A 14,715-nucleotide genomic window follows, 5' to 3' on the forward strand; every position below is an offset into this window, starting at 1 on the left:
GTTAACTAATATTTAAAAAGTTGCGGTTGCGATATAAGTAATATCGGTGGCATAGCTTCCTGCTTCCGTATCGGCTGCGATATTGGCCAGATAATATGCGCTGATAGTTTCAGTCGCTGTCGGTCCTGTTTCTGACGCAATGGTAGTGAGCGTGCTGGCGACAAAAGTCCAGTCACGACTGCCGGCTGTTGCGTTATGATCGTATCCGGCCGGGACAGTTGTATTACCATCCGATAGAAACCCCATGGCAAACTGTTCACTTCCCGCAGTACCGTCGGCATCGTTAGAAAATGATGCAACTGATATTGTGTCGCCACCACTGGTTAATGTGGGGCCGAAATAAGTGACGATATACCCGTCGGTCGCGTTAGTTCCAATGGAAATAGTATGGGCGGCAGCAGAATCCGTATCGGATCCGGCTGCATTACTGGTTGCATATCTCACGTTTGCAGATACCAGGTCACCAAAGCCGATGGCTGTATCCGAAATTGCGAAGGTAATGGAAGGATCGACAGTAGCAGTTACATTAACACTGTCGTCGGCAACAAAATCTATTGCATACTGACCCGTATCGCCGAATACGCCGCCTATCTCAAAAACATGTGTGTTAGCATCGTTCGGGTTTTGGAGTTGTGTATTACCTGCAACACCGGATGTGGCGTTAAGCCCAATTTCAACCTGTACACAAACTCCGGCGGTGATTTCACCGGCCGCAGCATCAGTAGGCGCATCAAGCGTTAACACTGATGAGGTAATTGTTGCTCCCCATACTCCGGTATTGTGTGCCGCAGCAAGTGTTTTATCGGTCCAAGCACCATTACAGTTGGCATCACCGTCAACTGCCAGATCGATATCAGTATAATCTACGGTACCAATAGTAAAATCAGTTAAATCAATTGTAATTGTGTCAGCATTGGCTTCAACACCAGTTGGTGTCACAAATGTAATTGTATGGTTTGCGAGAACATTTGATGTCAACGTAGAAAGCGTATCGGTAATTTTTGTCAGATTAGCCGCATTTGCCGTTCTGATCGGAAAGTAAATAAAGGTTAAAGAAAAAATCAGCAGATATATTCCTAATTTTTTTATCATGTTATTCAAAGGGTTAATAGTCAATAATTTTTCACCTTTGTGCCTATATTATATCAGACCAAGCACAAAAAGTCAATATCATGTTGGTTTGATATCTTAGCACAATGAAATTTTGATTGCAATAGTAAAGATATGTTCTAGAAGGTAGCGGTCATAATATAAGTTATATCTGTTGAATAACTTCCCGCTTCTGTTTCACTTCCGATATTGGCAATATAGTATGCGCTGATCACCTCGACTGCAGTCGGTACTGTCTCGGAACAAAGAGTGGTTGTGGTACTCGCTACATATTTGTATTCAGCAGGGCTGTTAGCATTGTAGTCGGCATTGATTGTGCAGTCTCCGGCAGTTGTAATCCCCAAAGCAAATTGCTCAGTGCCTGCGGCACCATCATCATCGTTGGTAATTGTGGCAGCGGTGATGGTATCGGAACCACTGGTTAATAGCGGACCGTTGTAGGTTAAAAGATATCCGTTATCAGCTGCGGTGTAAGCGGTAATTGTATGAGCGACAACTTTACTGTCGGATCCGGTTGCTGCTCCGTTGGCAAATCTGGCATTGGCGGAAGTTAAGTCACCAAATCCGATTGTGGTATCGGAGATACTAAGGGTAATTGAATCAAATTGCCAATTGGTAGTATTACTGCAATCTACGTTGGAAATGTGTCTGGCATCAATCGCGTCGGCACCGGATGCATCAGACCTCCCGACATCTACATATTTTACCGCGGTTTGTGTACCGCCGACTTCCAGGAGCCAAGTACCGGATGTCAGATTGGAGTTACGGAAAATAATTTCATCACCGTACGCTCCGCCATCCCAGTTTATATTATTTGCTGTGTAGGTTGAACCGGAATTGTATTCAACTTTTGCATCGCCGGTCGTGATGGTGTAAGTACCGGAGATAGCTGCGTCGGCAGCAAAATCTATCCCGGCCGTAAAGGATGTACTGCACCCGGAATAACTACCGGAGCTGTTACTGATTGTAAGGTTATAAAACTTGGATGTTCCAGTCATAGTACCGGACATGTTTTGTGTTGAGGAACCATTCAATAATACAGTTCCGCTCTGCGCGGTAAAGGTGCCATTATTTGTCCAGTCGCCGGACACGTTGATTTGATTGTTTTCACCGAACACTACATCCAGAGTTCCGCTTGTGATTGTTAAATCATTATAAACAAAGATTGGGTCTTCCACTTCCACAATCAGACCAGCGCCATTGATCACTAGGTTATAAAAATTCTGCGTGCCGGAGTTGAATATATTGTCTGTACCGGTTGCCGCATCGAAAGTAATAGTTGACTGGTCTTCTGTTACCGAGGATCCGGCTGCATAAGTAACATCACCATCAGTGGTAATGAATGTATTATCTGTCTCTACATCATCAGTTAGGTCCATAGTGCCGATTACATTTAGACCGTATACGCCGACGATTATATCATATCCGTGTGAATTCAATACATCGCCGGAATTGACGGTAATTCCTTTGGCGAAAATATCACTAGCAAGGTCTGTGGTGTCCGGCGAGGTACCGATATTTAAATCACCCAAATCTTGCTTGACTGCAGTATTATCTGTGAGTGTTAGATCACCATCCAGATATAGTTTTCCGGTTCCAGATGCAGCTATAAATGTTGTGCCAAATCCCAGTGTGAAATCTCCAGCCACATGCAGATCAGCGTCTGCTGCCTGGGTAAATGCACCAGCAGATACTGTAAATGTGCCATTAATATCCAACGCACCGACTGATGTTGTGCCTCCGCCGTATACTGCAAAATTCTGAAGTGTCTGACCTGCGGAGGTAATAGTTTTTGAAGAGCCATTCATTCGAAGTGTGTTCCCGGTTGTTGCGGTATAAGTCCCATCAGTGAAATCTACGATTCCACCAATACTCCAAGCCCCTGTACCTGATTGGACTATTTCTGACCCGCCACCTGTGCCGGTAAAATCAAGAGATTTTACTATATTAATAGCCGGATTATAATCAGTAGCGCTGAGTGTAACGTTTTGCGTACCTTCTGCCATTGGATATAACCAACCACTAACTGTGATTGTTTGTGATCCAGCTGTGCCAAGTACAATAGTGCGTGCTGAGACGGAAGAACTATTGTATGGTTCAACAGTTGATCCATAAGTTCTGGCCGGGATTACACCGGTGTTGCCGTTCGTTGCATCAAATCTGACGGTTGCTGATATTGTTCCTGTGGTAGGTATCACTGTAGTAGAATCAATAATTAATGTTCCTGAACCATCTATCGTCCCGTCAAGTGTGAAAGATGATCCGGTCCAAGTAACATTAATTCCAGTATTGATAAATATAATATCATCTACATTAACATTAATCCCATTCGTAACTGAAGCGTTGTCATTCTGAAAAGTCCATGTGCCGGAACCGTCAGCACCGACGAAAGCAATGTTATAGAAGGAACCGGTGCCGGCATCGATGGTATTATCAGTATCACTACCATTAAAGGTTACTGTTCCGCTGTCTGCGGTGAAAGTACCGTTGTTATTCCAATTTCCTCCAACATAAACTGGCTCGCTGTTTGTATCGAAAGTCGCATTAGTATCAATTAATGTATCATTAATATCAATTGCCGTAGCTGATGCCGCGTCAATATCTACAGTTTTGGTATTTGTGCCATCACCGATGGTTAAATTATAGAAATTGAAATCCCCGTCGGTTACTTCCGCTACTTCAATTGTGGAATTATCATTGCCGATCATTTTAAATGTACCGCCAGTGGGGGTGAAGTTGGATCCGTTGGCGAAGTAGACTGCCTCATTGGTGGCGTGCCCAATGCCATCGACTTCAATTGTGCCAGCGGAGATGGCCTCAGTCCAACCACTGGCCACATAGAAATTGGCAAGTGATGAAGGGGCGAGATTGTCGCTACCGACACTTAAAGTGCCGTTAGTCATCGTCAGTACTCCACCAAAACCGACATACTGTCCGTCAGCATCAACTGTATAGTTACTGTCAATATTTAAACCACCGGTATTATGCACCAGATTCCAAATATCCAGATCTGATCCGACATTAACTACTGCCCCGCCAGTTTTATCAATATCAAATTCACCGATAGCAGTGGTGTTACCGAAATAGTTTCCGGTACCGCTGACAGTTATGGTTTTACTAACGGCGCCATACATAGAGAAAACGGGGTAGCCGGTATTATTACCCATCTGAAAGACGTTGTTGTTGGAGATCGAAACATCTCCACCGACTACAATCGATCCATATTGCAGGGCGGAAGATCCGCCGTCTCCTGATACGGTAAAGTTACCACTCACATTGATATGGTCGCCTCCCTGATCCATGAGTAGATTGCCGGCTGTTTTTTCGAAATTTCCGGTAATCAGCGCGTCCAGATTATTCAAATCAAAGGAGCCTTCTGTAAGAGTAAAATTATTATCAACCTGAATGTTTGTCCCAGCGAGCTGCACAGTTGAGGTGGCAACACCGTCATTAATTATGACATTATAGAAATCATCTTCCGTTGCACCGGTGGAATTGATTGTTTTTGTTCCGGAGATAGGATCAAACACTACCGTGCCGCCCGTGTGGTAGAAAATATCATCATTGTCCCAGTTCCCGGCGACATTAATCTGCGGTGCGAAGGATGGAGTAGTGATCTTCTGTTTTGTCCCGCCTTCATTTACCGTTAGTGACATTGTTGTTCCACTCCCGGATCCAAGATCAATTACTGTACCACGAAAATATGCAGCAAACTCTACATACAATACTTCGTCGGTCAATGTTGTTTCACCGACTCCGCTGAAGGTAACCGTAACATCACTGGTTGCATTAGTAGTAACTGTTGCATAATCCCATCCTGTGATGGCGGTTGCATTGCCGAGAGCAGTTGATGCTTTCCACAATCTGGCGTAAAGACGGTAACTAGAATATAACATTTGTCCTGTTGTTTGATTTGCAGTGGCATTGACAGTCCATGTTCCGGCCGCATATGTTCCAGACATTCCCTGATTGTCGCTTAGCATATAACCCCTCTGTTGGATAGTTGAAGGTTCCAAACCCCAAGCAGAACTTGATGCTCCCGGTAAAAGGACACAATATTGGTATGATCGATCTGTATTAACATCGTCACATACTGAACTGCTGTCAGCTGTTCCGGCCGGATCAACCGTCTTGATTCGGCTATTATTACTAACTGCGTTTGTTGTGGAAGATGTTAAGTAATATGTTTGTGCCTCTTCCATATCTAGAGAGCCGCCAGGGATTGTTAAACTGCCGTCCAAATCCAGAGGATAATATGATTTATAAGTTGCACCCGCCCCGCCGTCACTAAAAGCCAGATCATAAAAATCAGCATATTCAGCCGAATCCGCTTCGGATGTGTCGATCATGTGAGTGCCGACCCCGCCGTTCATAACGACATGACCGCTGTTTTCAATCAGACGGTAACTGTTGGTGAGATCACCGCCGACGTATAAGGTGAAATTTCCTATATCGAAAGTGCTGGTTAGTATTGTGAGATCATTTTCAACTGTCATGTCGGTAGTAAGATCCCATTCCGCACTTGCTGCCCCGTTCAGTAATACGTCATAAAATGTATCTGTTCCAGTGCCATCCGCGTCAATAATGAAGGTTATTAGGGCGCCGTTAAAAGTTACCAGGTTATTGCCATGAACAAAGGTATCATCATTATCCCAGTTGTCGGTTACACCGATACCATATCCATTGGCATTCAATGTTCCGCCCGTAATAGTCAGATTGCCGGTTGTGATCGCAGCAGTGAGATCCCAAGTAGCACCTCCGCCGCCATCATCGAAGACAATATTGGAAAATTTTTCTGACGTGATGCCATCCCCGTCAATTGTTTCAGTCCCGGATGTGGCGTTAAAAGTTGCAATACTTTCCCAACCAGCATAGTTGCCGTCGTTATCCCACGATCCGCCGACAGAAAAATTGTAGTCTGAGAATTTAACAGTATCAAATAACCCGTCGGCTGCGATAGCGACATCGCCCGCAAAAGCTGATATTCCGGCTAGGTTGATTTCTCCGGAAGTCAGAGTGAGATTGCCACTGACAGTTGCGCCGGCATCAAATCCCCAATCAGCAGTCGCTCCGCCATTGATTATTATGTTTTGCCAGGCATCTTCTGCTTCGATAGAATAAGTCGCACCACCAGATGCAGTAAAAGTAGTTGTCTGTCCCGCTGAAAGTGTCAGAGTGATAGTGCCGGCTGTGCTGAAATCACCGCCGACGGAAAGGGCATTAGCCGCCATATTTAAAGTTGCTCCGGTTTCCAGATAAATATCACCATCCATATCAGTCTGTGTTGCGGAAGGGGAAGTAGTTACTGTTCCGCCCGGTGTAAAGTTTTCATTTGTTTTGATCTTAATCCGGTGTGTGTCTTCAACAGTGAGATTGCTAGTGGTAACAGTATAAATAATATCGTCATCATTGCCGTTATCGTATGTATCAAGATCAGTATTAGACACTGCAACAGCGGAGTCATTTTGAATTGTAAGAGCGTTTTCTTCCAGAATTATCCCGGTGACATTGCCCGAGCCGGAATATTTATTTACGGTTGTCCCGTCCGGCGTTTGACCTTCAATCCAGATAATCATCGCTTCGTTTGTGGTGGGGGTCGTCACCGCAGAAAATGTATAAGCACCTGTTAAATCATCGCAGAATGTTTGATAGGTCGTACTTTGTACACGCAGATTAACCATGTTTGTGGAACCGTCGCACTCAGTCAAAGCGGTAGAGGTGTTCACGTTATATAGATTGCCGGCAACAGAAAAGGTGGAAAAAATCCATTCCACATTGTTACTACAATTTATATTTGTTCCGTTTGACGCTACTATCGTGTCACCGCCGGTTGCGTCGGATCGTGCGACACTGACGTATGAAACGTCAGTCTGCGTTCCTGTCACAACCAAAAGCCAGGTGCCGGAAGTTAGATTAGAATTACGGAAAATTATTTCATTGCCGGCTGTACCCGCCCAGTTAATATTGTTAAATGTATATGTCGAACCGGAATTGTATTCCACTTTTACATTGCCGGTTGTGATAGTGTAGTTATTGGTTGCAGTTGCAGCGGCAGCAAAATCCACTCCGGGGGTAAAGGCTGTGTCGCATCCGGTAAAAGTGCCGGAGCTATTTGTGATGGTTAAATCATAGAATGCCGAAGTACTTGTCATCGTACCGGACATGGTTTGAGTGGCAGATCCGTTTAATGTGACGGCTCCACTGTCTGCAGTAAAAGTTCCGCTGTTTGCCCAACTACCCGCAACTTCAATCGGTTCAGTATTGGTGTCAAATGTGGCGCTTGTACTGATTGTCAGGTCGCCATCAATATCAACCGGCGTGGCCGAGCTAGTATGTATACTCACAGTTTTAGTACTGGAATTTCCTATGGTCAGATTCCAGAAATTGAAATCGGCAACATCAACTTCCGCAATGTAGATTGAGGCGGTGGCCGTGCCCATTAATTGAAAAGTGCCACCGGTGGGGGTGAAATTTGAACCATTGGCAAAATAGGCCGTGCCATAAGTGGCGTGAGCGGAACCATAAACCTGGATTGTTCCGCCGGAAATATTTTCAGTCGCTCCCGCTTCATACCAGAATGGGCTATAGGTTCCACCGGAGTATGATTCTCTGCCGACTACTACTGACCCGCTGGCCATATCAATCCCAGCGCCGGCATAGTTGTAATATACTCCGTCACACCTGAGGCTCTGTCCGTTGATTACAAATCTCCCTTCTTGTGGTCGGCAATGTCCTGCATTTACATTAGTCAGGAATGTCAGAGTGTTAGTGGGATTTGCAAATGCAATATCAAAGTAGGCACCGTAAGTACTGGATCCGATAACATTATTGGCGCCGGTGATTGAAATAGTCGGATCCTTAATTCCGCTGAAGACAAGTCGCGGACCGCCGGCCCCGCCGAAAACAAAAGTATTATCACCTGAAATGGTAAAATCATCCTGAACATGGATTGTGCCGTATGAAAATGCATTGGTTCCATCCGCTCCTGAAATTGTGAAAGTACCGAAGGCCAGTATGTAATCCGAAGCCTGGTTCATTTGAAGGGCGCCGTTGGTTTTATTGAAATTTCCGTTGATATATAAATAGAAATTGTTGAAATCGAACGTCCCGTCTGACAGGGTGAAGTTACCGTCAATCCAATCCCAATTAGTGGTCAGTTGCCAAGTCGCTGTACCACCATTGTCATTCATAATCACGTGATAGAAATCTTGATTGCCCGTCCCATCCGCATCAATCAGGTTCGTGCCGGAAGCCGCATCAAATGTAACAGTCTCTGTCCCGCGGATATAGTCGTCATCGTTATCCCAGCCGCCTCCGATATTAATGTTGTAATTGCCGGCTGAATTATCTACTGTACCTCCAACCAAGGAGAAATTCCTATCCACATCCAAAGTGCCGGTCAGATCCCAGTGCGCCGATCCGACAGCGTCGTTAAAAGTTAGGTCATAAAATGCATCGGTGCCGGTGCCGTCGGCGTCAATTGTTTTTGTACCGGATGGCGCATCAAATGTTACGGTGTTACCCTGCGCCGTATAAGTGTCGTCGTTGTCCCAACTGCCACCGACCGTTATGGCATTACCCTCGCCGGTTGTACCGTCCAGATTTCCACCCGTGATAGTAACGTTGTTATTAACATCCAGTGCGTCTTCAACCTCTACAGTCAGTGTTCCGCCACCGTCAGCGATGGTGAGGTTGTAAAGTGAGAAAGCACCGTCGGTGATGAGATCAGAAGTACCCGACCCAGCATCCATGATCAAGGTGGATTGATCAGTTGTAAATGTTGCTCCGCTGTTGATACTGAAACTACCCGCACAGTTAATAGTTGTTTCATCTGTTTCGACGTCGTCTGTCGCATCAAAGGTACCAGTAATGGAAATGCCCCCCGTATTTATATCTACATCATAACCGTTAGTGTTAAAAACATCACCACTATTCACAGTCAGGCTTGTAGCAGCAAAATCGCTGGCAAGGTCGGTAGTATCCGGAGAAGTGCCGATGTGGACATTACCCAAATTTTGCTTCGGGCTAGTCGCGTCATTCAGAGTGAGATCACCGTCAAGAATTAAAAGACCGGATCCGGATGCCGGAGTAAATGTTGTGCCGGTTGATAAAGTAAAATTACCGGCAATATTGAGATTGTGATTTGCTGCTTGTGAGAAACCACCACTACTCACTGTGAATGTACCGTTTATATCTAAGGCGGCCACTTGAGTGGTTGATCCGCCGGATATTTCAAAATTCTGTAGCGTAACCGCAGCTGACGTAATTGATTTCGAAGAGCCGTTCATTTTCAAAGTATGGCCGCTTGTAATAGTGGTTGATCCGCCGGTCAGGTCCACATTCCCTCCTATTGTCCAAATCGCATTTCCGGTCACGAGTGTTTCGGTACCGGCGCCACCTCCGGTATAGTCCAGGTCGCCTGTAATATTTACAGTTGGGTTAGTCGATCCGCCGTCGAGTGTAATAGGTGTAGCGTTGCTTGCTAGAAGATTAAGTGAACCGGAAATATTATGCGTACCGGCACCAATTGTGACAGTTTGTGGAGTTAGTGCTGAGTTATTATAAGCTTCAACTGTACCGCCGTATGTTCTAGCCGGCATGGTAATACCGCCGTTTGTTACGTCGAAGCGTACTATCGAGGATATCGCGCCGCTCGTTGCTAGATTGGAATTTTTGAGTACCAGTGTTCCGGCGCCGACAATGCTGTCTGTGCCGCTGCCGATCAAAGCTACGGTACCGGTGGTCGCTGAAGTAACACTTATGCCGGTATTGATTGATAGTGTGTCGTTGTTCGCATCCGCCGCACCACCGACGGTAAGAGTATTTGCGACAGTGGCATTTGTGGTAGCGGTAACCGTATTTCCGCTACCGTCGATTGTAAGATTGTAAAGTGTATTACCACCGCCGGACAAATTTCCCGTACCGGTCATCACTATCGTACTGCTCGTGTCATAGGTTACAGAAGTAATGCCAGTCAAATCAACATTTCCGGCAACAGTCCACGTACCGGCACCAAACTGGAGTGTTGTTGAACCGTCGGCGACAGTATTGTCTAAATCTCCGGCGATTGTTACCGTCGGATCGTTGGTCGCGGCATCAAGTGTCGCCGATTCAGCTGGTTCACCATTATCAAGAATAAGATTACCTGAAAAAACAAAAGTGCCAGCAGAAAATTGTGCTGTCCCGTCATTTTGAATTGATACATCACCGCCATATGTCCTGGCTGGTACAGTGATTGTGCCACTCGGTGGTAAGAAGAGAATATCAACTGATAAAGTTCCTCCGGTACCGAGGTTTGAATTGGATATTTGGAGAGAGCCTCCACCATTTAGAATGCCGGTAATACTTACAGTTCCTGCGGAAGTAGACCAAATCATGTCGCCAGTATCAATAGTTAGTTCACTACTACCGCTTATGGTGAGAGTACCATTTGTAAAAAAGTAGGCGCTTCCTGTTGTTGTAGTATCTCCGGAAATTGTCAGTGCGCTAAAATCCCAATTTACATTTGCACCGATATACCCAGTACCGGAGAGAGTTACAGTTCCGCCGGACATATTTACATCACCAGAGGTACCGGAAAAATCACCTCCGCTGACAGCAATATTATCCGTGCCGGAAAGCGTGCCGGCGGTCATGGTAATGTCCCCACTGACGGTGGCATTCTGATCAAAATCCCAGCCTCCGCCGGATCCGTTGAATATCAAATTCTGGAAAGCATCTTCTGCTTCAATAGCGAATCCAGTTGTGGTTCCAGTGAAAGTCGTGGTTTGTGTTGCTGAGAGTGAAATAGTCACTGTGCCTGCTGTGGTAAAATCTCCACCAATCGAAAGAGCATTAGTGCCCATAGTTAAACTCGCACCAGTCTCCAGATATATGTCGCCATCCATGGCGCTCTGTGTGGCGGCGGGAGAAGTGGTGATGGTACCGGCGGGAGTGTAACTCTCATTAGTTTTGATTAGCACACGATGGCCGTCTTCCACGGTAAGAGCATTCGTTGTTACAGTGTAATTAATATCATCATCATCACCATTATCGTAAACATCCAAGTTGGCATTAGAAATACTTAACGAAGCCGAATCATTATGAATTGTTAAGGAGTTTTCCTGCACAGTTATCCCGGTCACATCCCCCGTGCCGGAATACAGATTCACTGTTGCACCGTCCGGAATTTGACCTTCAATCCAGATAATCATCGCTTCATCGCCTGATGGAGCAGCTACTCCTGTAAAAGTAAACGCGCCGTTTGCATCCGCGCAGGTTGTATTGTACGTTGTACTTTGCACCCGCAGGCTGACCATATTGGTTGAGCCATCGCACTCCGTGAGGGCAGTAGATGAATTCTCATTATACACATTGCCGGAAACAGAAATACCCGTGGTGTAGGTTACGTCCAGATACGGATCGGAGGTTGTATCAGCATATTCAGTCTGACGCATGGTCGCTGTTTTAAATTGTCCAGCGCCGACAGACCAATTTGGTGTCAGCCTGAAATCGGTGTCACCTGTTTTACTTACATTTGAGTCAGGGCTTGTCAATGATTGTGATTTCCATCCGGCGGTGTTCGCCCAATTTAGGGTGCTTTGACTTGTTGTACATACACCCCAATCTGAATTATCCAGTGCGGCGCCAATAGCATTAATCCCGGAGTAATACTGAACACTATAGGTTGTATCAAGAGCTTTTGTTTTTGTAAATGAATCTGCATAAATATTAACATCTGACGCGGAGATAGTGGCAGTATCTGCCAAGCTAGATGTATCAAATGAAAGATAGCTATAAGCGGTTGTTATTGGGAGACTTGGAGATCCATCATTTATAGAAATGACGGATGTCGTTGCTGACGCAGTAGTTGTATAGGTAGTTCCGTCATAGGATATTTGCCCATCCGCTGCAGCTGTGGAATAAAATGTATCAGTCGGGTCAAGCGTGTTCCAACCGTCTTTTAGATTAGTTATTCGGATTTTTGTTGGCGTAACCGAAACATCGAATCCGGATTGTACTAGATCAGAAAAATCTAATAATAACTGTTCATCGATAACTAATGATGTTGGATTCGCGTTTGTTACTGCATGATTATCTGCTTCAACCAAAAACTCAATAGCCTCGATTTCCGGCAATCGGAAAAAGATATGCGACCATTTATTACCCTGATCTATTTTTTGTACTTCCAGGCGCATCTGTAATTGTGAGCGAATGTTGACCGGCAGATTATTTATTAACTGTGTATTTCCATCAATCACAACGGCTGGCCTCAGTACAAGCGGCCTGCCATTTATATTAAATGATACGCTACTGTCTCCCCGATCAATAATATCAAGACTTGTTTCTATTGTATGCCAGTTATTGGACGAATCTTGATAGAAATTTTCTATTGGAAAGAACCGGTCATTAAACTTGCCATCTTTTTCACGAAGACGCAGCTGTTTTTCATTAACGATTTCGACTTGATTGACACCGCCGTTATCCTGGTATGATTTATGGGTCTTTTCAGCGATGCTGTCAGTCTCAATTTGCCAAGGCCTTTGTTCGGTCCAGATAGCTGTTGCGGCAAGTGGGTCCGCTCTGTCGTCAGTGCTATTATAATTATTAAATGAAACTGGGCCTACTTGAAAATGATAATCAACCAGGGCGGGTGATTCAAATTTGTAAGATAGAGTATAAGCTTCACCTTTTTTCCAATCCACTTGCCAGTTGATAGCATTATTTTTTTCATCGACGGTTGAAATTAAACCATTTTCGTTGATTGCTGCAATCTCAATTAGATTAGGGACCAATTCAATAACCGTACCAAAATAATCTTCATCTGGTACTATTTCCAGAAATACTTCATATTCTGCAATCGGATAAACTCTGCTTGGCGCAATACGAGTAATGTCAAAGGGAATATTTTTTTCCACTAAAAAACTTTCGGTTGTACTGTATGATTCACCATCGATTGTGCCAGTAAGATTTAGAACGTATCTGCCGGCAATCAGGTTATCAATGCTGGTAATATAATCCGCGTTGTTTGTTATAATTCTCGGTCCGCAATTAGGTGAGCGAAAAATTCCGTCATTGGTTGTTAGGGTTGCTAATTTTCCTTTCGGGTCAGTTATTTGAATAGAAAGATCAGCATCACAAACAAAATTTCCCTCTCTGTTGTATGCGCTAATGCTAAGATTGGCAGTCTCATCGGGGATATATACAGACTTGGAAGTATTTAATGACAAAACTCCCCAAGCGAATTCTTTTATTTTTTCTTCAATTACGCCGTCTTCTTCAATCGCAAAAGTTGCTTTATATACACCCGGTTTATCAAAGTTATCCGCTTGAATGCTATATTCTTCATGTTTTATCCCGTTTATTTCTTTTTTTTCTATTTTTGTTTCAGGCTCAGCAACGGATCCATCCGGATGAGTCAACTGGATTGATTTAATCTCTCTTTTTTTTGTTGGCACACCTAAGAATGCGAAAGTTGAATTCTTTTCAACTTCAACTGTAACAACCGGTGTGGTTTGTGAAGGTACCCCGGTATCATCTGTAATCGATATTTCTGCGAATTCCCCATTATTTTTTTTATCTTGTAAATATTGTATGTCCAAAGCAATACCATCGACGTATGCTGTCGTTGATTTAGCGGTTGGCTCGGAAACATATTCAACTCTTATTTGAAAGCTGTCGTTATTTAAAACTTTTGCTAGATCGGCAACCGGATATGTCCAAAAACCCTCATTTGTCTCATTGCTCATTTGATCAAGCAAGGCGAAAGAATCGAGGGAAGTCCAGCTTTCTCCGCCATCAATAGAATACGAAAATACTACAATATCTTCATTGCCTTCATATGTATCAGCAGCAAATGAGAATGTTACGGTTCCTAAGATTTCAACTGCTTCTGGAGGAATATTTTCTGCCAGATTAAATCCAGTACAAATAAGTTTAGAAGTAGCCAGCTCATACTGAGCAACATCCCCCAGATCTTTCAGCTGACTGTTAGTATAAAAAGCAGAATTATTTTTATTAAATTTATCCACTGATGATGAACCAAGCAAATCGATATCCTTAGCTGAATCATAATTTTCCCAGCCGGTGCATACAGTTGGGACTGTGCGTATTATGACATCACCAACAACCAATGGCCGAAATACAAACTTAATCGATTCTGCTGTTTCTGATTTCAAAGCCACATTGGCATAAATAAGCACAGTTAATGTTGCAAAAAGCGAGATCAGTACGAACGCCAATAAAGAGGGGACATTCTTCCTTTTTCTGGAATCCCGCACAATTTGTCGGACCAATTCTAAATTATTATTCTTATTACGCATTATTTGTTTGTTTTTTTGCTGAAAATAAAACGATTAAGATCTTCCTGGCTAAAACGCCACTGCCCAATCTTAATCGCTCTTAACTCCCCAGAATCAATATAACGATAAATTGTCCTTTCGCTGACGCGCAGGATTTCCGTAACTTCTTTGAGAGTCAGTAATTGCTCCATTTATCTGGAAATTCTTTTGTTTTTTACTCTAATTTATATATCTTATTTTAGCATAATGCAACGAAAAAGTCAAGAGATGATTTGTACCTATGTGTCTTATAATGACATGTAATGTCATAATTTGACAATCAGTA

General features: G+C 44.1%; 3 protein-coding genes. All 3 read right to left on the minus strand.

What is annotated here, in order from left to right:
* Positions 1–12: 12 nt before the first annotated feature.
* The 3 genes from WCW66_05590 to WCW66_05600 all read right to left on the minus strand — a co-directional run bounded on the left by WCW66_05590 (position 13) and on the right by WCW66_05600 (position 14,581).
* The gene (locus tag WCW66_05590; GenBank protein MFA6392184.1) at positions 13–1,092 is read right to left on the minus strand and encodes a hypothetical protein; all 1,080 of its coding nucleotides are present in this window, start codon (positions 1,090–1,092) and stop codon (positions 13–15) included.
* A 137-nt stretch (positions 1,093–1,229) separates the two neighbouring features.
* Positions 1,230–14,411 carry a hypothetical protein gene (locus WCW66_05595; GenBank protein ID MFA6392185.1) on the minus strand — a complete coding sequence of 4,394 codons (13,182 nt, stop codon included), beginning with the start codon at positions 14,409–14,411 and terminating at the stop codon, positions 1,230–1,232.
* Entirely contained in the window at positions 14,411–14,581 is a 171-nt protein-coding gene (locus WCW66_05600) for a helix-turn-helix domain-containing protein (protein MFA6392186.1), read from the minus strand. Before WCW66_05600 ends, WCW66_05595 begins: the two co-directional genes overlap by 1 nt.
* Positions 14,582–14,715: the final 134 nt, after the last annotated feature.

The organism is Patescibacteria group bacterium (genome assembly GCA_041664365.1).
Taxonomy (GTDB): domain Bacteria; phylum Patescibacteriota; class Patescibacteriia; order UM-FILTER-42-10; family UM-FILTER-42-10; genus JAHJEX01.

Bases quoted from the DNA above. Each gene is read 5' to 3' on its own strand.
- WCW66_05595 (MFA6392185.1), bottom strand. From the start codon at position 14,411: ATGCGTAATAAGAATAATAATTTAGAATTGGTCCGACAAATTGTGCGG.
- WCW66_05600 (MFA6392186.1), bottom strand. From the start codon at position 14,581: ATGGAGCAATTACTGACTCTCAAAGAAGTTACGGAAATCCTGCGCGTC.
- WCW66_05590 (MFA6392184.1), bottom strand. From the start codon at position 1,092: ATGATAAAAAAATTAGGAATATATCTGCTGATTTTTTCTTTAACCTTT.